The organism is Microbacterium sp. DWRC1-3 (assembly GCF_049896645.1).
GTDB classification, from domain to species: Bacteria; Actinomycetota; Actinomycetes; order Actinomycetales; family Microbacteriaceae; genus Microbacterium; species Microbacterium maritypicum.
The window spans coordinates 2,376,060-2,396,865 of record NZ_JAFCUS010000001.1 but is presented as its reverse complement, the minus strand read 5'-3'; the positions used below and the strand labels follow the sequence as shown (position 1 = coordinate 2,396,865).

Annotated in this window: 14 protein-coding genes and 2 tRNA genes; 5 read left to right on the top strand and 11 right to left on the bottom strand. The window is 66.0% G+C overall.

Annotated features, from left to right (window positions below):
• Positions 1-29: 29 nt before the first annotated feature.
• Positions 30-6,056, bottom strand: coding sequence for a GH92 family glycosyl hydrolase (locus ACP699_RS11610; protein WP_426171231.1), 6,027 nt, complete (start codon positions 6,054-6,056; stop codon positions 30-32).
• A 194-nt stretch (positions 6,057-6,250) separates the two neighbouring features.
• Between ACP699_RS11610 and ACP699_RS11605 the strand changes: the two genes are divergently transcribed.
• From ACP699_RS11605 to ACP699_RS11595, 3 genes are read left to right on the top strand one after another with little or no spacing between them, the layout of a single operon-like run.
• Positions 6,251-7,261, top strand: a complete 1,011-nt coding sequence (locus tag ACP699_RS11605; protein ID WP_055875465.1) for a LacI family DNA-binding transcriptional regulator — start codon at positions 6,251-6,253, stop codon at positions 7,259-7,261.
• Positions 7,262-7,292: 31 nt separating this feature from the next.
• A complete protein-coding gene (locus ACP699_RS11600; RefSeq protein ID WP_127481378.1) occupies positions 7,293-7,667 on the top strand; it encodes an HNH endonuclease in 375 nt (124 codons plus the stop codon).
• 31 nt (positions 7,668-7,698) lie between these two features.
• On the top strand, positions 7,699-8,145 hold the full coding sequence (locus tag ACP699_RS11595) for a GNAT family N-acetyltransferase (protein ID WP_055871564.1): 447 nt from the start codon (positions 7,699-7,701) through the stop codon (positions 8,143-8,145).
• Between the two features lie 53 nt (positions 8,146-8,198).
• On the opposite strand, the gene ACP699_RS11590 is transcribed toward ACP699_RS11595, so the two are convergent.
• The 5 genes from ACP699_RS11590 to ACP699_RS11570 all read right to left on the bottom strand — a co-directional run bounded on the left by ACP699_RS11590 (position 8,199) and on the right by ACP699_RS11570 (position 11,325).
• Positions 8,199-8,271 (bottom strand) — tRNA-Ala (locus ACP699_RS11590).
• Positions 8,272-8,297: 26 nt separating this feature from the next.
• Positions 8,298-8,371 (bottom strand) — tRNA-Ile (locus ACP699_RS11585).
• Positions 8,372-8,456: 85 nt separating this feature from the next.
• Positions 8,457-9,383 (bottom strand): hypothetical protein, encoded by a 927-nt coding sequence (locus ACP699_RS11580; protein ID WP_127481377.1) that lies wholly within the window; start codon positions 9,381-9,383, stop codon positions 8,457-8,459.
• Positions 9,380-10,069: a LuxR C-terminal-related transcriptional regulator gene (locus ACP699_RS11575; protein WP_055875456.1), complete on the bottom strand. Its 690-nt coding sequence runs from the start codon at positions 10,067-10,069 to the stop codon at positions 9,380-9,382. Before ACP699_RS11575 ends, ACP699_RS11580 begins: the two co-directional genes overlap by 4 nt.
• On the bottom strand, positions 10,057-11,325 hold the full coding sequence (locus tag ACP699_RS11570) for a histidine kinase (protein ID WP_426171227.1): 1,269 nt from the start codon (positions 11,323-11,325) through the stop codon (positions 10,057-10,059). The genes ACP699_RS11575 and ACP699_RS11570 overlap by 13 nt, the downstream gene beginning before the upstream one ends.
• A 233-nt stretch (positions 11,326-11,558) precedes the next feature.
• On the opposite strand from ACP699_RS11570, the gene ACP699_RS11565 reads away from it, so the two are divergent.
• Entirely contained in the window at positions 11,559-12,863 is a 1,305-nt protein-coding gene (locus ACP699_RS11565; RefSeq protein ID WP_400647912.1) for a Fic family protein, read from the top strand.
• Between the two features lie 96 nt (positions 12,864-12,959).
• On the top strand, positions 12,960-13,670 hold the full coding sequence (locus ACP699_RS11560; RefSeq protein ID WP_055871553.1) for a VIT1/CCC1 transporter family protein: 711 nt from the start codon (positions 12,960-12,962) through the stop codon (positions 13,668-13,670).
• Positions 13,671-13,742: 72 nt separating this feature from the next.
• Here the strand turns inward: ACP699_RS11560 and ACP699_RS11555 are convergent, their stop codons facing one another.
• The 5 genes from ACP699_RS11555 to recF all read right to left on the bottom strand — a co-directional run bounded on the left by ACP699_RS11555 (position 13,743) and on the right by recF (position 20,620).
• Complete coding sequence (locus tag ACP699_RS11555) at positions 13,743-14,147, bottom strand: DUF3566 domain-containing protein (protein WP_017829919.1); 405 nt, start codon at positions 14,145-14,147, stop codon at positions 13,743-13,745.
• Entirely contained in the window at positions 14,144-16,699 is a 2,556-nt protein-coding gene (gyrA, locus tag ACP699_RS11550) for a DNA gyrase subunit A (RefSeq protein WP_055875450.1), read from the bottom strand. The genes ACP699_RS11555 and gyrA overlap by 4 nt, the downstream gene beginning before the upstream one ends.
• Positions 16,700-16,742: 43 nt before the next feature.
• A complete protein-coding gene (gene gyrB / locus ACP699_RS11545) occupies positions 16,743-18,812 on the bottom strand; it encodes a DNA topoisomerase (ATP-hydrolyzing) subunit B (protein WP_174799515.1) in 2,070 nt (689 codons plus the stop codon).
• 118 nt (positions 18,813-18,930) lie between these two features.
• Positions 18,931-19,434, bottom strand: coding sequence for a DUF721 domain-containing protein (locus tag ACP699_RS11540; protein ID WP_426171223.1), 504 nt, complete (start codon positions 19,432-19,434; stop codon positions 18,931-18,933).
• The gene (recF, locus tag ACP699_RS11535) at positions 19,427-20,620 is read right to left on the bottom strand and encodes a DNA replication/repair protein RecF (protein ID WP_426171221.1); all 1,194 of its coding nucleotides are present in this window, start codon (positions 20,618-20,620) and stop codon (positions 19,427-19,429) included. The genes ACP699_RS11540 and recF overlap by 8 nt, the downstream gene beginning before the upstream one ends.
• Between the last annotated feature and the right edge of the window lie 186 nt (positions 20,621-20,806).

Below are 20,806 nucleotides of genomic sequence, written 5' to 3'. Positions count from 1 at the left end.
CGGGGAGGGCGGCCTCTTCTCGCAAGGGGTCAGGACTCCATGCGGCGCCGACGGGTCACGAGCACACCCCCGGTCACCACGAGCAGGAACAGGATCGCGATCACCGCGGCCGGAACCGCACCACCGGTGCCGGCGAGACCGCCACCTGCGCCAGTCGCGGCCGTGACAGTGAGGTCTCCTTGTGCTGTCAGTCCTGTGCGTGCTCCCACGGCGATCAGCGTGTGGTCACCGACCTCCGCCTTTGCCGGGATCGTCACCTCCACGCGGAACGCACCGTTCGCGTCGGCGACGACCTCAGCCAGGTGGAGGGGCTCGGAGTGGAGCGTGAGCGAGATGGTCTCTCCGGAGCCGAATCCCCGCCCCGTCACCTGCACGGTGCCGCCTTGCGCCACCGTGCTCGCTCCGATCACGAGCTCCGCCTGCAGCACCGGGGTGTCGCGCGCGTCGATCGTGAGCGGTGACGACTCCGAGCCACGGTAGGCCGTCTCGTCGGACGGGATGAAGCGCGCCACGTAGGTGTGCACGCCCGAGGTCGCAATGGTGACATCGGCAGTGGCCGTACCGCCGGTGACCTCGGCCGAGCCCACGACATCGTCCCCCTCGAAGAAGTCGACCTTGCCGGCGGCACCCGCAGGCTTCACCGTCGCCACCAGGGGGATCGACTCGCCGGCAACCGGATCGTCGGCCCCGGCCGCGAGCGCCACCGAGGTCTTGCGCGGGGCCTGCGGATCGGCAGCGACCAGAACAGAGGCACGAGCCTCGACCTGAGAGACCTCGCCGAGCGCGATCACCGGGTGGGAACCATCGATCGCATCGACCGGCACCATCAGGTCGGCATCGAGACGACCGCTCTCGTCGGCCGATGTCTGTACCGGAGTCTCATCGTCGATGCGGATAGAGACGTTCTCCTTCGGCGCGAAGCCCGTTCCGGTGATCGTCACGGTGTCGCCCGGCGTCGCCGTGGGAGTCACCTGGATCTCGGGTGTGTACTCGGGCTCGGGATCGACGACCGCGATCTCGAGTTGCGCCCCAGCCGACCGCACCCCGTCGTCCGCCGTCACCGTCACCGCATAGGCGCCGGCGACGGAGTAGGTGTGGGTGCCGGTGACGGCGCCGTCCACGATCGACACCGGCGCGACGGGTGAGCCGTCTCCCCAGTTCACGACCGCCGAGGTCTCACCCTGTCCGCCCGCGATGACGGCGAGGGACGCCTCGAACTCCTCGCCCGCGATCTGCTCTCCCACAGCGCCAGCCGTGACGCTCAACGGCTCCATGGCCGCACGCTCGCCATCGGAGGCGATCGCGAAGATGTGCACGCGTCCATCGTTGAGCGAGCCGGCCTCCTTCGGCATCGTGAGCGACTCGACGACCTTGGCGACACCGTCCTCGTCCACCGCGAGATCGATCGGAGCCGTGGCATAGATGGCGGTGTTCTTGACCGACCCCTCAGCACCGGTTCCCGAGAGGCGTCCCTCCGAGACGGCGAGCACGGTATTGCTCTTGTACGGATTCCCTGATGCACCGACCCAGTCGCCGAGGCTGATCGTCACCTGTTGCGTCGAGCCGTCGGTGAAGTGCAGCGTCGCGATGGAGTCGCGATTGCTCTCGGTGGCCGTTCCGATGAACGCGATCTGCTTCGCGCCGCTACCGAACGACACCTTGACCGTCTGTCCTTCACCTGTGATGTTGTCGGGAGCCCCCGCCGGGATCGCCGGGAGGTCGTAGGTCAGCGTCGTCCCGGGGACCGTGAGGGTCTGACCCTGCACGAACCCGTCGGCGTTGATCTTGTCGCGGAAGTAGCCGTGGCCCTGTGAATCGCAGTTCGCAGCCGTGACACCGAGGTCGCCGATGCAGACGTTGTTGAAGGCGCCGTTCAGCGTCTCGTCTCGGAACACGGTGACCGTCGCGGTGGTCTGAGCCACCGCACCTGCCGAGTCCCGCACCGTGACGGCGGCCGAGTAAGTGCCCGGCACCGTGAAGGTGTGCGGCGCACTCACCTTCCATCCGCCGAGGTCGTCGCGCATCAGCTTCACCTCATCCACCGGAGCGCCATCACCGTAGTCGACGGTGACGGTGTAGCCGGAGGCCTCGGTCTCCGTCCCGACCACGGTCGCGAGCGGGCCGGAGAACTCGCGGTCGACCGCCACACGCTGCGGCGCACCGGGCGCGATCGACAATCCGTCTGCCGCCGAGGCGGAGGCGAAGAGCTCGATCTCCGACAGTGCCAGCGTCGCCGCATCCGTCTTCAACGTCACTCTCACGCTCGTGTAGCCATCCTGGTTCGCGGCCGTGAAGGGGCGCGTCTGCGAGTCCCACGTGAACGACTCACCGGAGCGACTGTCCAGCTCGGTCCACGTGCTGCCGTCGAGCGAACCCTCCAGCTTCCAGCTGGACGGGGCATTCGTCTTCGCCGCGCTGGTGAGCGTGTACTGACCGATGGAGACGGGTCCGGACTGCGAGGTCCAGACGAGCTCGGCGGTGTCGCCCGAGAACGAGACCTTCGAGTTCATGCTGTCGTCGGCCAGAGCACCGACGGGGGTGCCGTCAGTCGCCGCCAGAACTCCGCGGCCGACCTTCGTCGCATCCACCAGCGTGGTGGGCACGTCGAGCTTCTCGTCGAGGTCCTTGGCGCCCCAGGTCGAAGGCGTCGCGCTCATGGTGAAGTCGAGCGTGCCGCCGTCGCGCACCAGGTCGCCGTCGAACGTCGTCTCGGTGATCGCCGTGCCATTGATGCTGGCGCCTGCGACGTACTTGTCGCCCGCGGATGCTCCGGGAGCGTTGATCACCAGTTCCTTGTCACCGATCGAGAGCGTCGCACTGTCGAAGAGCGGTGAGCCGATGGTGTAGTCGCCGGAGCCGACCTCGAGCGGGTAGAAGCCCAGCGCCGAGAACACGTACCAGGCCGAGAACTCGCCGTTGTCCTCGTCGCCCGGATACCCCTGGCCGATGTCGGAACCCACGAAGAGACGGTCCTGGATGTCGCGGATCAGCTCCTGCGCCCCCGACGGGTCACCGGCTTCGGCGAGCACGTAGGGGATGTGATGTGCGATCTGGTTCGACATGCCGAGCATCCCGAGTCGCACGTCGCGCGCTTCCCTCGCCTCGTGGATGCCGGAGTAGTCGGCCTTCTCTCGCGTGGTGAGGAAGTCGTGCATCACGTCGACGAGTCCCTGGCGCCCGCCGTAGAGGGCGGCCAGGCCGTCCACGTCGTGCGGAGCATGGAACCCGAAGGTCCAGGCGCTCGCCTCCGTGAAGGCACCGCCCCAGGCCTTCTTGTCGAAGTCGGCGCCCGAGGTCCAGGTGCCGTCGGCATTGCGGGAGGTGAACGTGCCCGCCTCGGGGTTGTACATCTCGACGTAGTGCTCGGCGCGCGCCTCGAAGTACGTGGCTTCCTCCTCGAGCTGCGCCACGCGATCGGCCGGGGTGTTCGGGTCCTCGGAGAGGGCCTTCGCCATCTCCGAGATCCCGAAGTCGTTGATGTAGCCCTCGAGACCCCACGATGCGCTCTCGTGCGTCGTCTCCTCGGTGTACCCGAGGAAGATCGACTGGCCGAGGCCCTTGCGGCCGACGGCGTTGGATGCCGGGAGCACCGTGGCGTTCTTGACCGCGGCGTCGTACGCCTCGAGTGCCGTATCGGTGCTGAGGGCGCCGGCGAGATACGCTTCCGCGAAGGCGACGTCGGAGCTCGTGCCGGTCATGAGATCCGCATAGCCGGGGGAGGACCATCGGGCGACCCAGCCGCCGTCGCGATACTGCTGCACGAAGCCGTCGACGAGCTCCTCTGTCACCTCGGGGTAGAGCAACGAGTACAGCGGCCACGCGGTTCGATAGGTATCCCAGAAGCCGTTGTTCACATAGACCTTGCCGTCGACGATCTTGGCGTTGGTCTGGGTGTCGCTGGCCTGCCCGGTCGTCGCCGACACAGGGCTCGCGTACTTGAAGACGGGGTCTGTCTCGGTACCCGTGTTCTCGAACTGCGAGTTCGGGTACAGATTCAGTCGGTAGAGACTCGAGTAGAGGGTGACGAGCTGGGTGTCGCTGGCCCCCTTGACGTCATGCACGACGGAGAGTCGCTCGTTCCACGCATCCTTGACGGCGGCATGCGCCTCATCGAAGGAGACGCCTTCGACCTCGAAGCCGTGGTTCTTCTCGGCCTGTTCCTGCGAGATGAACGACGACGACAGCCGCAGCTCGACCGTGCGGTCGCTGGTCGTATCGAATGCCGCATAGCGCGCGGTGGCGTTGCGGTTACCCACCGTGGTGGGTCCCGCCGCGGACGGGGCGCGGTCGAACGTGCCGTAGACGAACATACGCGTGCGCCCCGGCCACCCGGATCCGCCGTCGACCCAGCCGCTGACCGTGTCGCCCGAGATCGTCAGCTTCGACGAGTCGACGAGCTGGTCGATCAGGATCGAGCTCGCATCACCTGCGAACTCGAACCGATAGATCGCGCCATGATCGGTGGCTGTCACCGCAGTGCGGATGCCGTTGTCGAACGTGACGTCGTAGATGTCGGGGCGCGCGATCTCGTTCTCGTGCGAGAACGTGAGCCTGCGGTCGTTCAGATTCGAGGTGGGATTGGCGTTCGCGGCGGGAAGAACGGCGATCTGGTTGCGATCTCCCATCCAGATGCTGGGCTGGTGGGAGAAGCCGATGCCGTTGAGACCGGTCCTGTTCTGCGCATTGTTCGCGCGCTGGTACTGGTAGATCGTCCCGACGTTGTCGGCGTTGGTCATCGGTGTGATGAAGTTGAATCCGTTGGGCCAGGCGGTGGCAGGCAGGTTGTTCCCGCGCGAGAAGCCGCCGGTCGAGTTCGTGCCCCGACGGGTGTCCACATAGGAGACGAAGCCGTCCGAGGTGTCCCGTGCGGCGGCGACACCGATCTCGATGTCGTCGAGCCAGCCCGTGAAGGAGGTCGCTCCGGTGGGCACCTCGATGCCCTTCACGTCGGATCCCGGGTGGTCGTAGGTGAACAGGATGTCGTCGATCGTGCGCCCCTCGAACGAGCCGAGGTCGACGGTCACCTTGTTCCACTGGTTCGGCCAGAGCGCGTTCGAGAGTCCCTGCTGGCGCGCATCCGTGCCGTATCCATAGGTGTCGACGGCACCACTCGCCGAGAGCGTCGTACCGTCGTCGAACGCGAGGTCGACAGCGACGAACGTCGCAGCATAGGTCTGCTCACCGTCGAGCACAGGGAACACGAGGTAGGAGAGCTCGCTGTCCGCAGCCACGTCGATGTCGACGTCGCTGTACAGGGTGCTGGTCGACGAGGCGGGCCCGTCGGCCAGATGGCGGCCGGAGTACTGCACGGCCTTGGTACCGGTGAAACCGACGCCGGTCTTCGCGGTGTCGGATGCCGTGGGGCCGTTGCCGATGGCGAGGCGCAGATCCTGCGCGACAGGAACGCCGTCGGTCGCCGTGAGGGGCTCGAAGTCGGCGAGCTGAACGAGTCCCGTCGTGGCGACGCGGGTCTCGAGGACCTCGAGCCGGTAGTACTGATATGCGGCGCTCGGAGCGGCGAGGTCGAAAGTGCGGGTCTGGCCGCGACCGGTGAACATCTCGTCCGTGCGCTCGTCGACGGTGGTCCAGTCGGTGCCATTGTCGGATCCCTGCACCCGGAAGTTCTTGGGGTCGCGCTCGGAGGCATCAGCGCCCGACGTGAGCGTGTAACGGAGCAGGGGTTGCGCAGCCGTGAGCTGGTACCGGATCCAGCCCGTGCGTGCAAAGGCGAGCCACTTGGTCGACGCGTTCGCGTCGGCGGCGAACGTCGCGGGCTCGTTGGGAGGATTCTCGGCCGACGCGGTCACACCGTTCGGCGCGATGCTCGGCAGCATGCTGCCCGGCACGAACCGACTGCCGGTCACATTGACGGGCTGACCTGTTCCCGTGAGCACGGGGACGGCATCGGCAGACTCGAATGACGATGAGAAAGCGCCTCCTGCGGCGGCTGCCGCCGGCATGGGCGTCAGCATCGCGAGGGTCACCGTCAGGGCTGCGCATGCAGCGATCCAGCCGCGGCTCAGGGGTCGTTCTCTTCTCGGACGGGCAACCGTCATGATGTGCTCCTCAAACTCCACCACTGTGTGTCGTTCGCCTGTCGCAGATGCCGGGTGAGCCTGCGCGGGGCGGTATGACATCGCTGTCATATGATGAGGAACCTATCACAGCGGTCGCGGCGTGGGGAAGGTGCATCTCCTGTCTCCGCACGCGTCATAATGAGCAGATCGCTCGAAGCGCGGCAAGGAAGACGATGAGACCAGAAGACGACGGCGTTGCCCCTCGCCCCACGCTCGCGCAGGTCGCCGCCCGTGCCGGGGTGAGTCTGAAGACGGCTTCGCGTGCGCTCGGCGGGGAGTCGTATGTGAGTGAGAAGACCCTCAACAGCGTGCTCGCAGCGGCCGCAGATCTCGATTACCAGCGCAACGCCGCCGCCAGCCTCCTGGCCAGTGGACGCCTCGCCGACTCTATCGGTCTCATCACCGGCGACTTCACGAACCCTTTCTACTCGGCACTCGCACAAGCCGTCGAAGACGAGATCCGACCACGGGGCATGCACCTGTCCGTGGCGAACTCGCGCGAATCCCCGGAGCAGGAGAAGCGCGTGGCGCTCGACCTCGCCGATCGTCAGACGAAGGCCGTCATCACCGTGTCGTCGATGGTCGACCACAGCGACTACGCGCAGTTGCAGGCTCGCGGCATCCCGGTCGTCTTCGTCGACCGTCCGGCTGAGAACGTCGCCGCCGACTCCGTCGTCTTCGACAATCGCGAAGGCGGTCGGCTGGTCGCACGGCACCTCATCGAGCGCGGCCACCGGCGCATCGCGTTCATCGGCGACTACGCCTGGCTCCCCACCTACCGTCAGCGCCTCGCGGGTATGGGCGATGTCCTCGACGACTCCGACGTCCAGTGGCGCGAGTTCCTCCGAACCGACGCGCACGACGTCGCCTCATCCCGCGCGAGCGTGCGCGAGCTGCGCTCTCTCGACAACCCGCCCACCGCGATCGTCGCGGGCAACAACCGGGTGCTGCTCGGCGTCATGGAGGAGATCGCTGAGAGTGACGCACCACCTGCCGTGATCGGCTTCGACGATCCGGAATGGGCTCGAGTGCTCGGCATCAGCGTCGTGTCCGGCGAGGTCGACGAGCTCGGCCGGATCGCCGCCCGCCTCGCCGTCACGCGCCTCGCCGATCGCACACGCGAGCCCGAGAGCGTGGTCGTGCCCATGCGTCTGATCCCTCGACGGTCCACCGACCCGCGCTGACCGCCGCTCCCTACCGCGATAACATCGGGCCATGCGCCGCCGCCGCAAGGTCTCTTCCGCCAATGTGTCGCCGGCGACCCGTGCACGCTATGCCAAGCGCCGACAGAATCGGCTCGCGCGCGTCGACAACGACCTCACCGACGAGCAGTGGTACGACCTCATGGAGGCCTGGGGCGGATGCGCCTACTGCGGCGGCGAAGGCGCCGCTCTGCAGCGCGACTGCATCCAGCCCGTGTCGCGCGGCGGCCGCTACACGCTCCAGAACGTGGTCCCGGCGTGCGCCTCCTGCAATGCGAGCAAGCACAACGACGAGGTCACCGCCTGGCTGCGTCGCAAGAAGCTCGATGAGCGCACCTTCCTCGTGCGGCACGCCACGATCCTGCAGGCACTGCGTCCTGTCGAATGACGTCTCCGCCCACACTCGCTACTCTCGACTCATGACGACGATCGCGCCGATCACTGCCGACGACCGCGCCGAATGGGACGCCCTGTGGAGGGGATACCTGGCCTTCTACGAGACCGACCTGGATGACGCGACCACCGCGGCGACCTTCCGAAGGCTCGTCGACCCCGGGTCTGGCATCCGCGGAGCGATCGCGCGCGACGACCGCGGCGCCGCGGTCGGCATCGTGCACTGGCTGACACACCAGGGAACGTGGACGATGACGGACTACTGCTACCTCGAGGACCTCTTCGTCGCTCCCGGGGTTCGTGGCGGCGGAGTCGGCCGGGCACTGATCGCTCACGTACGTGCCTGGGCCGAGCAGCACGGCTCAGCGAAGCTCTACTGGCTCACGGCGGAATCAAACACCACCGCCCGCGGCCTCTACGATCGCGTCGCCTCCCGGTCGGGGATGATCCACTACGAGATCGATCTCGACTGACAGCGCAGGAAAAGAAGAAGCCCCCGGCAGGTGCCGGGGGCTTCTCGATCCTGTGGAGCCTAGGAGATTCGAACTCCTGACATCCTGCTTGCAAAGCAGGCGCTCTACCAACTGAGCTAAGGCCCCGTAAGGGATTTTCTTGAGTTAAGGAGTGGGGCTACCAGGACTTGAACCTGGGACCTCTTCATTATCAGTGAAGCGCTCTAACCGCCTGAGCTATAGCCCCGTCAACCTCCAAGACTTTACCGGAGAAACACGGAAAATCCGAATCGAGGGGGAGCACCCGGGAGTGTCTTCCCCCTCGACCGTGTTCAGCGGCCCGGTCTGATGGTCGCGGTACCCGCCGAGAGCGAGACGTCGATGCTCCTGCGCGAGCTCGATGCCTCCTCGATCTCGGCGTTCAACGTGCCGGCACTGATGTCCTGAGTGATCGCGTACTCGACGTCGGGAACCGTCAGATCCAGGGTCCCTGCGCTCACGTCGACTGCCGTCTGCGTCGGAGGGGTCCCCGTCAGCTCCACCGTGAGATCACCCGCGGAGACACCCAGATCGGCCATGATGACGCCGTCCAGGAGGATGTCGGCGCGACCCGCACTCATCTGCACGTCGAGTTCCTTCGCGGCTCCCTCGACATCGAGCGCACCGGCGCTCACGCTCACATCGAGCACTCCGAAGTCGCCGACCACGTCGAGGCTGCCGGCATCGAGGTTCAGGTCGGCATCGAGTCGCGCGTCACGCAGGCTCTCGGGGAGGGTGAGCACCGCGATCTCCTCGTCGCCGAACCAGCCGCCGATCCACCAGCCGAACACCCCCTGGGGGCTCCGCACGACCAGCTCATCGCCGTCGCGTTCGAACGTCCACGGCGTACCGCGGCCGTTCGTGATGGCGAGCGTCGCCTCGTCGACATCGCCGAACTCGACCCGCATGCTGCTCGCGTCGGCGGACACGTCGACGCTCTCGAGTCCGTCGACCTCCACGCTCTGCACGGAATCAGGACGGCTCGAGGAGACGATGGTCCCGGCCGCCGCGGCTGCTGCCGTTCCCCCGGCCCCGAGCAGGGCGAGCCCGCCGACGACCGCGGTCACGACCATGACCGCGGTGGCCCCCGACGATCGTCCACCGCCGGAAGGAGGAGGAGGCGTCGGAGCGGACGGCGATGCCGGCGCCTGGGGAGGGGATGCGGGCGGAGGGGTGAGCGGGGTGTGCTCGCCCTGGGTGCCGTTGTTGTCGGTGGTCATCGTGCCACTCCTGTCTGGCCGGTCGGCGGCGTCGGGCCACCGGTGTTCTCGATGTGGGCGAGGGCGGCGAGCACGCGGCGGTTTCCCGACTCGTCCTGCTCGAAGCCCAGCTTCTGAAAGATGGAGGTGATGTGCTTCTCGACACTGGCCTCCGAGAGGAACAGGATCCCGGCGATCGCCTGGTTCGACTTCCCCTCCGCGATCAGAGCGAGCACGGTGCGTTCGCGCTCGGTGAGCCGCAGCATCCGGTCGTCCCGGTTGCGACGGGTCAGCAGCTGCGCGACGACCTCGGGGTCGAGCACGGTGGCCCCCTCGGAGATCCGCTGCACGGAGGCGAGGAACTCGGAGACATCGGCGACGCGGTCCTTGAGCAAGTAGCCCAGCGGACCCCCCTGCGCTGCGATCAGATCCGAGGCGTACCGCTCCTCGACGTACTGCGAGAGCACGAGGATCGCGAGCGTCGGATGCGTCGAGCGCAGACCGAGCGCGGCACGGATGCCCTCGTCGGTGAATGTCGGCGGAAGGCGTACGTCCAGGATGCACAGGTCGGGCGTCGTGGTGGCGACGGCCTGGTCGAGACCTTCGATGTCGGGGAGGGCCGAGACCACGTCGTGGCCGGCGTCTTCGAGAAGACGGACCAGACCTTCTCGAAGCAGGACCGAGTCCTCGCAGATCAGGATGCGCATGGGACGTTCACCTCCAGACTGGTCGGTCCGCCCTGCGGACTGTCGAGGCGGAAGGTTCCTCCCGCGGCGAGGATGCGGTTGGCGATCCCGTCGAGTCCGCCTCCCGGCTGCACCTGCGCGCCACCGATGCCGTTGTCCTCCACGCGCGCCCAGAGGGTGTTGCCCTCGCGGAGCCGCACGATCACCCGCGCTTCACTGGCCCGCGAGTGCTTCGCCGCATTGGTCAGGGATTCGGCGATGGAGAAATACACGGCGGCCTCGGCCTCGCGACTGCAGCGACCCTCCATGCGCACATCGAGGTGCACGGGGATGTGCGAGCGTCCGGCGAGTGCCGACAGAGCAGCGTCGAGACCGCGGTCGTCAAGCACCGAAGCGTGGATGCCGCGGGCCAGCTGACGCAGCTCGGTGATGGCTGCCTTGGTGGAGGTGTGGGCCTCGTTGATCAGTTCCTTCGCGGCGTCGGGATCGCTATCGATCTTCTGCTGCGCGAGTCCGAGGGTCATGCCGACCGAGACCAGTCGGGGCTGAACGCCGTCATGCAGGTCGCGCTCGATGCGGGTGCGCTCCACGTCGGCGGCCCGCACGGCGCCTTCCCGCTGCGCCGTGGAGGTACGCACGCGTTCGGTGAGCTCGGTCTCCTTGCTGCGGATCACGATCGCGAGCGACAGGGTGCGATGCAGCATGGCCAGCCCGATCATGCCGACGACGCACGCCGCGATGCCGAGGATGCCGACCAGGGGAGCCCAGGCGACGGGGATGCCTCCGCCGCCGAACGGCCCCATGACGGAGTCTGCCGCGGTGAGGGGAGCGAACGAGATGATGATCGACCACACCAGGCCCCAGAACAGACGGAGGACGACCCAGCCGAGCAGTGCGGAGATGGCGAAGTTGGCGATCGCACGCCACATGCGCCCGTCGATCGCCTGACGTCCGAGCGCACGCAACCAGCCGACGAACCCGGGGCGGTCGCGCGGCTGCAGGCGCAGCGGAGCGATCGGCGTGCGGTACAGCGTGCCGACGCGCGCGACCTCGAACCAGCCGAGTCCGTACAACGCGTAGACCAGTCCCACCAGCAGGACGAGGCCGATGCCCGCGGCGAAGAGGAGGCCGAGGCCGGTGCCGAGGAGCCCGCCGAGCATGCTGAAGATGGCACCGCCGAGGATGCCGACGCCTGCCAGGTGCAGGATCGTGAGGAAGATGCGCAACGGCGGCTTCACCGCCGTTGCGGGAGCCGGGGTCGCAGTCTGAGTGGTCATGATTCCAAGGTACGGCGGGCCGGGTGAGCACGACACCGAGTCAACCGGACACTCCGATTCGGGTTTTCCGTAACATGCCCGCTCGTCTCTTCCTGCTTCGTTGACACTCTTCAGCAGTACAGTTAGATAACAAAAGAGGACAAGTCTTTTGTTTTGTCATGCTTTGAACAGGAGGACATCGACTCATGCCGCTACGTCATCCGGCTCCAGATCTTGTTGAACTTCAGTCACGTGTGCTCAACAAGGACGCCGATAGTGTGCGTGGGCTCCTGTTCACCCCTCCACTGGACGACTCGCGCTACCTCCACTGGGAGCAGTTGATCCGCCGGACTCCGCCAGACGGCCTCACTCATGATGAGTGGTGGTTTCGGCTCAAGCTCCAGCGCAGTGCCCAGATGCGAACGGTGCCGTTGCGAGCAAAGGACGGATCGTCCTTCACCTTCGCGATGACCGACGAAGTTCTGCAACTCACCGAGGAGATCGGACGCAGAGCCGGAGGCAGCGTAGCCGGGGGCGGCACTGCCATGACCCCGGGCGGCCGCGATCAGTTCATTGTTCGATCTCTCGTTGAAGAAGCGATCACATCGAGTCAACTTGAAGGCGCTTCTACGACCCGGCGGGTCGCCGTGGAGCTCCTGAGCACTGGACGAGACCCGCGGACTAAGTCCGAACGAATGATCCTCAACAACTACCGCGCTATGCGCCAGGTCACCGAGCTCTCGAGTGACCCGCTCACGCCCGGGTGGATTCTTGAACTGCACCGAATCCTTACCGAAGGAACCCTGAGCGACCCCGCAGATGCCGGACGCATCGAAACTCCTGAGCACGAGCGAGTAAGCGTTTGGGCAGAGGAGGTCCAAGTTCACATACCACCTCCGGCAGAGGAGCTTCCCGATCGCCTAGGAGAGCTCAGCGCCTTCGCGAACGGCTCGTCGTCCGAATCGCCCTACATCCCTCCCATTGTCCGCGCGATCATCACCCACTTCATGTTCGGGTATGACCACTACTTTGCTGATGGAAATGGCAGGATCGCCCGAACGTCCTTCTACTGGTCGATGCTTCACAACGGGTACTGGCTGGCCGAGTACCTTGCGATATCAAAGATCCTCCGTGCCGCTCCCGGAAAGTATGGCGACAGCTACCAATACACCGAAGATGACGGCAATGACCTCACGTACTTCATCCTCCACCAGCTCCACGTGATCGCACGGGCTCTCGACGAGCTCGACCTCTACATCGAAGGCCGCCAGCGTGAATCGCAGCGGGTGCAGTCCGCGCTTCGCAGCGCTGTCCGGGACTTCAATATGCGTCAGACTCAAATCCTCGAATGGCTCACGCGAGAATCTCCTTCAGGAATCACTGCGATCGAGATCGCCAACCGCTATCGAGTTTCCACCCAAACGGCTAGGAACGATCTCTCATACCTAGAGTCGTTCGGACTACTCACCCGCGGGGTGGCCAAACACCCGATCGTTTGGCACCCGACGAACGATCTATCGTCACGGCTTGCTCAGCTGGGAGATCAGGAGAGCTCATAAAGCCAAACGCATGTTCTTCTTTGGCTTTCTTGTCGCTTCGGAGTCGAACTGGGCACCCTCGTCACATCCCCATCGCCGATCTGCTTCACTGGGGGCATGACGACACACGAAGGGGAGCCGCACGGCGCCGGGCTCGGTCAGCGACTGAACTGGTTGCGCGCGGGGGTGCTGGGCGCGAACGACGGCATCGTCTCGGTCGCCTCGCTCGTGGTCGGAGTCGCCGGCGCGACGACCGACAACGCTGCACTCCTCACCGCGGGAATCGCCGGCCTCGTGGGTGGAGCCATCTCGATGGCGCTCGGCGAGTACGTCTCGGTGAGCAGCCAGCGCGACAGTGAGCGTGCCCTCATCGCGAAGGAGAGCGAAGAGCTGCGCACGATGCCCGCAGCGGAGCTCGACGAGCTCACTCAGCTCTACCGCGACCGTGGACTCTCCGATGAGACGGCGCGTCAGGTCGCGGAGGAGCTCACGGCGCACGACGCCCTGGCTGCGCACCTGGAGGTCGAGCTCGGCATCGACCAGGACGACCTGGTGAATCCGTGGCACGCGGCGATGTCGTCGGCGATCGCCTTCACTCTCGGCGCGCTGCTGCCCTTGCTGGCCATCCTGCTTCCGCCCCCGGAGTGGCGGGTCCCGGTCACGTTCGTGGCCGTCCTCCTGGCTCTGGCCGTGACGGGCACGCTGTCCGCGAAGATCGGAGGTTCGGCGCCGGTGCGCGCATCGATCCGACTGGTCATCGGCGGCGGGCTCGCCCTGGCCGCGACCTGGCTCATCGGCACCCTTCTCGGCACCACGGGCGTCGTCTAGCGACCACCGCGACGAGGAACGACGAAGGGCGGATGCCGCAGCATCCGCCCTTCGTCTGATCCGTTCCGAGGATCAGTTCGACATGAAGCCGACGAGCAGTCCGCCCGTCACCTTCACCGCGAGGTTGTAGATTCCGGCCACCACGGCGCCGAGCACCGTGAAGACGATCAGGTTCAGGATGGCGACCACAGCCGCGAAGGCCATCACCTGGGGAAGACCGACGACCTCGGAGAGAACAAAGGTGTTGTCGGTGATGCCGAGCAGGAAGCTCTCCGCCGTCGTCATGATCCCCGTCGCTTGGAACACCAGGAAGATGAGGAAGAACGACACCATCGTGACGACCGCGAGGGCGACCGCTCCGAGGAACGAGAGCTTCACGGCCGACCAGAAGTCCACGTAGACCAGTCGGAGGCGTACCTGCTTGCCACTGGTCTTGCGGGTCGACTTCTTCGCCAGCTTGTCGGCCACTGTGCTCATGCGTCTGTATCCTCGGGGGTCTGTGTCGTCTCGGGGGCCTGGGTCTCGGCATCCTCCGCTTCCGCCTCGTCTTCGGCGAGGCCACGCTCGCCGTTACGGGCGATGGCGAGGATGCGGTCGGCCTCCGTCGTACGGGCGAACACCACTCCCATGGTGTCTCTACCCTTGGCGGGGACCTCGGCCACGGCAGAGCGTACCACCTTGCCGCTGGAGAGAACCACCAAGACCTCGTCGTCCTCGGAGACGATCAGACCACCCGCGAGAGTGCCCCGATCGTCGTTGAGCTTGGCGACCTTGATGCCTGTTCCACCGCGTCCCTGCACGCGGTATTCCTCCACCGCGGTGCGCTTGGCATACCCGCCGTCGGTGACGACGAAGACGAACTTGCCGGGCGCTGCGACGGATGCCGAGAGCAGGCAGTCCTCGTCGATCTTGAACTTCATGCCCCGGACACCGGCCGTGGCACGACCCATCGGACGCAGTGCCTCGTCGGTCGCCTCGAAGCGCACCGACATGCCGCGACGGCTGATGAGGAGGATGTCGTCCTCGGCGTTCACCAGGAGCGCGCTGACGAGTTCGTCCTCCTCGTTCAGGCGGATCGCGATGACGCCGCCCTGGCGGTTGGTGTCGTACGCCTCGAGTCGCGTCTTCTTGACCAGACCCTCGCGCGTCGCCAGCACCAGGTAGTCCGCCACCTGGTAGTCGCGGATGTCGAGCACCTGCGCGATGTTCTCGTCCGGCTGCAGGGCGAGCAGGTTCGCGACGTGCATGCCCTTCGCATCGCGCCCGGCCTCGGGCACCTCGTAGGTCTTCGCACGGTAGACGCGACCCTTGTCGGTGAAGAACAGCAGCCAGTGGTGCGTGGTCGTCACGAAGAAGTGCTCGACGATGTCGTTCGCGCGCAGCTGCGCACCCTTGACGCCCTTGCCGCCGCGGTGCTGCGAACGGTAGTTGTCGCTGCGCGTGCGCTTGATGTAGCCCTCGCGGGTGACGGTGACGACCATCTCCTCCTCAGCGATGAGGTCTTCCATCGAGACATCACCGTCGAAGCCGTGCAGGATGTGCGTGCGACGCTCGTCTCCGAAGCGGTCGACGATACCGGTCAGCTCTTCGCGGATGATCGTGCGCTGACGACCCTCATCGGCCAGGATCGACTTGTAGTCGGTGATCTGGGCCTCGAGCTCGTTGGCCTGGTCGATGATCCGCTGACGCTCGAGAGCGGCGAGGCGGCGCAGCTGCATCTGCAGGATCGCGTCGGCCTGGATGTCGTCGATGTCGAGGAGCTTCTGGAGTCCCTCGTTCGCATCCGCGGTGGTCTGCGAACGACGGATCAGCGCGATGACCTCGTCGAGCGCGTCGAGCGCCTTGAGGTATCCGCGCAGGATGTGCATGCGCTTCTCGGCCTCGCGCAGACGGAACTCCGTGCGCCGGACGATCACATCGATCTGGTGCGAGATCCAGTGCGTGATGAAGCCGTCGATCGCGAGGGTGCGCGGCACACCGTCGACGATCGCGAGCATGTTCGCGCCGAAGTTCTCCTGCAGCTGGGTGTGCTTGTACAGGTTGTTCAGCACGACCTTCGCGACGGCGTCGCGCTTGAGCACGACGACCAGACGCTGTCCGGTGCGGTCGGAGGACTCGTCGCGGATGTCGGCGATACCGGTGATCTTGCCGTCGCGGGCGAGGTCGCCGATCTTCACGGCCACGTTGTCGGGGTTCACCTGGTAGGGCAGCTCGGTGATGACGAGGCAGGTACGACCCTGGATCTCCTCCACGTTGACGACCGCGCGCATCGTGATCGAGCCGCGACCGGTGCGGTACGCCTCGTGGATGCCCTTGTTCCCGAGAATCTGCGCGCCGGTCGGGAAGTCCGGTCCGGGAACACGCTGGATCAGACCTTCGAGCAGCTCCTCACGGGAGATGCCGGGGTTGTCGAGGGCCCAGAGGGCGGCGTCGGCCACCTCGCGCAGGTTGTGCGGCGGGATGTTGGTGGCCATGCCGACCGCGATGCCGACCGAGCCGTTGACGAGCAGGTTCGGGAACCGGGCCGGCAGGACCGTCGGCTCCTGCGTCTGGCCGTCGTAGTTGTCGGTGAAGTCGACGGTGTCTTCTTCGATGTCGCGCACCATCTCGAGCGCGAGCGGGGCCATCTTGGTCTCGGTGTACCGCGGGGCCGCGGCACCCATGTTGCCAGGCGAGCCGAAGTTGCCCTGGCCGAGGGCGAGCGGATACCGCAGCGACCACGGCTGCACCAGTCGCACGAGGGCGTCGTAGATCGCCGAGTCGCCGTGCGGGTGGTACTGGCCCATGACCTCGCCCACCACACGGGCGCACTTCGAGAACGACTTGTCGGGGCGGAACCCGCCGTCGTACATGCCGTAGATCACACGGCGGTGCACGGGCTTGAGCCCATCGCGCACATCGGGGAGCGCGCGCCCCACGATGACGGCCATCGCGTAGTCGAGGTAGCTGCGCTGCATCTCCGACTGCAGGTCGACCTGATCGATCTTGCCGTGATCGTGTTCCGGTTCGGTGCGTTCTTCGTCAGTCATGAATCAATCTCTCTGTCACACATCTGGTCTGAGCCCGCGGGCATCAGATGTCGAGGAAGCGGACGTCCTTGGCGTTGCGCTGGATGAAGCTGCGTCGGGACTCGACGTCCTCGCCCATCAGCACGCTGAAGATCTCGTCGGCCGCGGCGGCGTCCTCGATGGTGATCTGCTGCAGGGTGCGCGTGGTGTGATCCATCGTCGTCTCCCACAGCTCCTTCGGGTTCATCTCGCCGAGACCCTTGTAGCGCTGGATGCCGGCATCCTTCGGGATGCGCTTTCCGTTCTCGATGCCATGCTTGAGCAGGGCGTCGCGCTCGGCGTCGCTGAACACGTACTCGTGCGCGGAGTTCGACCACTTCAGGCGGTACAGCGGCGGCATCGCGAGGTACACGAAACCGGCCTCGATGAGTCCGCGCATGTAGCGGAAGAGCAGCGTGAGCAGCAGCGTGGTGATGTGCTGGCCGTCGACGTCGGCATCGGCCATCAGCACGATCTTGTGATACCGCGCCTTCTCGATGTCGAACTCTTCACCGATGCCCGTGCCGAAGGCCTGGATCATCGCCTGGACTTCCTTGTTGCCCAGGGCCTTGTCCAGACGCGCGCGCTCGACGTTGAGGATCTTCCCTCGCAGCGCCAGGATCGCCTGCGTGTGCGGGTCGCGACCCTGCACCGCGGAACCACCGGCCGAGTCACCCTCCACCAGGAAGATCTCGCTGATCGACGGGTCCTTGCTCGTGCAGTCCTTGAGCTTGTCGGGCATCGCCGCCGACTCGAACACGCTCTTGCGACGGGCGGTCTCTCGCGCCTTCCGCGCCGCGAGGCGGGCGGTCGCGGCGTCGATCGCCTTGCGGATGACGTTCTTCGCCTGGTTCGGGTTTCGCTCGAACCAGTCGCCGAGCTGATCGCCGACGACCTTCTGCACGAAGGCCTTGGCTTCGGTGTTGCCGAGCTTGGTCTTCGTCTGGCCCTCGAACTGCGGTTCTCCGAGCTTGATCGAGATGACCGCGGTCAGTCCCTCGCGCACGTCGTCGCCGGAGAGGTTGTCGTCCTTCTCCTTGAGGAGGTTGTTCGCGCGGGCGTACTTGTTGACCAGGGTGGTCAGTGCCGCGCGGAAGCCCTCTTCGTGGGTTCCACCCTCGTGGGTGTTGATCGTGTTGGCGTAGGTGAACACGTTCTCGGTATACGACGTGGTCCACTGCATCGCGACCTCGAGCGAGATCTTGCGCTCGGTGTCTTCCGACTCGAAAGCGATGATCTCGTCGTTGACGACTTCGGCGTGACGCACCTTGTTGAGGTACTCGACGTAGTCGACCAGGCCGCGCTCGTAGAAGAACACGTCTCCCGGCTGCTTGGTGACGGTCGAGCCGTCTTCCTCGACCTCGTAGGCGGAGGACTCGCGCTCATCTCGCAACTCGATGCGGAGGCCCTTGTTGAGGAAGGCCATCTGCTGGAACCGCGTGCGCAACGTGTCGTAGTCGAACTCGATGGTCTCGGTGAAGATCGAGGAGTCCGGCCAGAACGTGATGCTCGTCCCGGTCTCGTCCGTCGCCTCGCCCTTCTCGAGCTTCTGCTGCGGGATGCCGCCGTCGGCGAAACTGTGCCGCCAGACGAATCCCTTCTGCTTCACCTCGACGTCGAAGCGCGTCGACAGCGCGTTCACGACGGAGGATCCGACACCGTGCAGACCACCGGAGACGGCGTAGGCGCCGCCACCGAACTTTCCGCCGGCGTGCAGGATCGTGAGCACGACCTCGACCGTCGACTTGTTCGGGTCGGAGGAGTGCGGATCGACCGGGATGCCTCGACCGTTGTCGACGACGCGCACGCCGCCGTCGGCGAGCATCGTGACGAAGATCGTGTCGGCGTAGCCTGCCAGAGCCTCATCGACCGAGTTGTCGACGATCTCGTAGACCAGGTGGTGGAGTCCTCGAGGCCCGGTGGACCCGATGTACATACCGGGGCGCTTGCGCACAGCCTCGAGGCCTTCGAGGATCTGGATCGAATCCGCACCGTACTCACCAGGCTGCTTCGCCTTGGGTGCAATGGTGCCCTCGGTTGCGGGGGTTCCCCCGGTGTTCGATTCCGTCTCGTCAGCAGGGGATTCAGGCGTCATCAGAGGGCATTCTCCACATCGATATCACGAACTCCCATTCTAGCGGAGTTTCGTCGAGAAATGCCGCTCAACGGCCGTGTGTGGGCCTGTGAGCGTTTCGACCCCCTTGCGTGGTGCCCTACCCGTAGGTATCGCGCGGGCCCCGTCCTGGAACGGCTCTGGGACCCCATTTCCACGAGGGAACGTCCGGTCCGATGAAGCGAAGATTCTCGACCCCCGCGTCGGGATACCGTCGGCCGATCTCCGTGAGAATCGTGGCCCGCATGAACTGCAGGTTCTTCGCCCACGCGGTCGAGTCGCACTTCACGGTGAGCAGGCCGCGCTCCAGGGAGACGGGTTCGGAGTGCTTCGCTGTGTCGGCGCCGGCGAGATCGGCCCACTGACGGACGAGATCTTCCCGAGCGAGGGCGATCTGCCAGCCGGAGTCACGGCTCAGCTTGTCGAGCACCGCGCCGAGAGCACCAGGATCGCGCCCAGGAGTGAAGGGAGCGTTGTCATCGTCGTTGGCGATGCGCCGTTTGCGCTTCCAACTCTTGGAGCTCGGCTGCAGGCCGCGAAGGCGCAGGTACGTGCCGATCGTCTCGGGAACTTCGGCCGCGGGAGTCGAAGCCGCGTCAGTCATCCGCCGCCTCCCGTTCGTCGCTGATCGTTCCGGCGCTGATGCGCACCACGTGGGCATGCAGCACCTCGGGGATATCCTCCTCCACCGCCGCCGTCACCACCACCTGCTCGTAGCCGGCCGTGAGGGCCGCGAGTCGCTGACGCCGATCGGCGTCGAGCTCGGCGAAGACGTCGTCGAGGATGAGCACCGGGTCGCCTGCGGGGGATTCGCTGCGCAGCAGCTCGGCCGAGGCCAGCCGGAGGGCGAGGGCGACCGACCAGGACTCGCCGTGAGAGGCATAGCCTTTCACGGGGAGATCGCGAACACGCAGAACCAGGTCGTCCCGGTGCGGCCCGGTGAGGGTCAGCCCGCGATCGAGCTCGTTCGACCGCTTCGCTGCGAGCGACGCGCGGAAGAGATCGGCGATGCGGTGCGGATCGCCGAGTCGGTCGATGGCCGATCCGCCCTCGACTCCTTCACCACCGTCTTCTCCTTCTTCGGGGTCGCCGCCGCCGACGGAGAGCGCCCACTCGAGTTCCGGACGATGATCGGCACCGGCGATCGCCTCGTAGGCATCGGCGACCGGCTGCTGCAGATCCGCCGCGAGACGCTGACGTGCCGTGATGATCTCCGACCCGAGCGAGACGAGCTTGTCGTCCCACACATCCAGCGTGCTCAATCCTTCGCCGCGGACACCGCGAGCTCGGGCAGACTTCAGCAGCGCATTGCGCTGTTTGAGCACACGGTCGTAGTCGGCGAGGACGGCCGCGAGCCTCGGAGTGCGTTGGATGAGGAGCTGATCGGTGAAGCGGCGGCGAGCCGAGGGGTCGCCGCGCACGATCTGCAGATCTTCCGGAGCGAACAGCACCACATGTGCGTAGCGGGGGAGTTCGTTCGGCTTCGAGGGCGATCCGTTGATGCGAGCCTTGTTCGATCCCTGCCTGTTCACCTGGACCTCGGCGAGCACACGACGCTCGCTATGCGAGAGTCGCGCGCGGATCACCGCGAACTCCTGCCCGTCACGGACCATCGGCGCATCCGAGGAGACACGGTGCGATCCGAGCGTCGCCAGGAACACGATGGCCTCGGCGAGATTCGTCTTTCCCTGACCGTTGCGACCGACGAGGACGTTCGGTCCGCGATGCAGGGTGAGTTCGGCGGTCGCGTAATTGCGGAAATCGACCAGACTCAGGTGCTCCACAATCACGGAGTCAGCCTACCTTCGGGGTCTGACACAGGTTCTTCTCTGGTTTTCATGTGGGGCGCAGGTGACGACGCGCCCTTCGCTCGCGAAGCGGGTTCCCTCCCGCTTCGCGGGCCCCTCCCGATGCTCATTCCGGGATCACCACATCTCCCGAAGGATCTACGTGAGCGCCAAGGCGCCGGCCGATCC

Excerpts from the sequence above, each read along its gene's own strand:
- ACP699_RS11610 (WP_426171231.1), bottom strand. The coding sequence starts at position 6,056 with ATGACGGTTGCCCGTCCGAGAAGAGAACGACCCCTGAGCCGCGGCTGG.
- ACP699_RS11605 (WP_055875465.1), top strand. The coding sequence starts at position 6,251 with ATGAGACCAGAAGACGACGGCGTTGCCCCTCGCCCCACGCTCGCGCAG.
- ACP699_RS11600 (WP_127481378.1), top strand. The coding sequence starts at position 7,293 with ATGCGCCGCCGCCGCAAGGTCTCTTCCGCCAATGTGTCGCCGGCGACC.
- ACP699_RS11595 (WP_055871564.1), top strand. The coding sequence starts at position 7,699 with ATGACGACGATCGCGCCGATCACTGCCGACGACCGCGCCGAATGGGAC.
- ACP699_RS11580 (WP_127481377.1), bottom strand. The coding sequence starts at position 9,383 with ATGACCACCGACAACAACGGCACCCAGGGCGAGCACACCCCGCTCACC.
- ACP699_RS11575 (WP_055875456.1), bottom strand. The coding sequence starts at position 10,069 with ATGCGCATCCTGATCTGCGAGGACTCGGTCCTGCTTCGAGAAGGTCTG.
- ACP699_RS11570 (WP_426171227.1), bottom strand. The coding sequence starts at position 11,325 with ATGACCACTCAGACTGCGACCCCGGCTCCCGCAACGGCGGTGAAGCCG.
- ACP699_RS11560 (WP_055871553.1), top strand. The coding sequence starts at position 12,960 with ATGACGACACACGAAGGGGAGCCGCACGGCGCCGGGCTCGGTCAGCGA.
- ACP699_RS11555 (WP_017829919.1), bottom strand. The coding sequence starts at position 14,147 with ATGAGCACAGTGGCCGACAAGCTGGCGAAGAAGTCGACCCGCAAGACC.
- gyrA (WP_055875450.1), bottom strand. The coding sequence starts at position 16,699 with ATGACTGACGAAGAACGCACCGAACCGGAACACGATCACGGCAAGATC.
- gyrB (WP_174799515.1), bottom strand. The coding sequence starts at position 18,812 with ATGACGCCTGAATCCCCTGCTGACGAGACGGAATCGAACACCGGGGGA.
- ACP699_RS11540 (WP_426171223.1), bottom strand. The coding sequence starts at position 19,434 with ATGACTGACGCGGCTTCGACTCCCGCGGCCGAAGTTCCCGAGACGATC.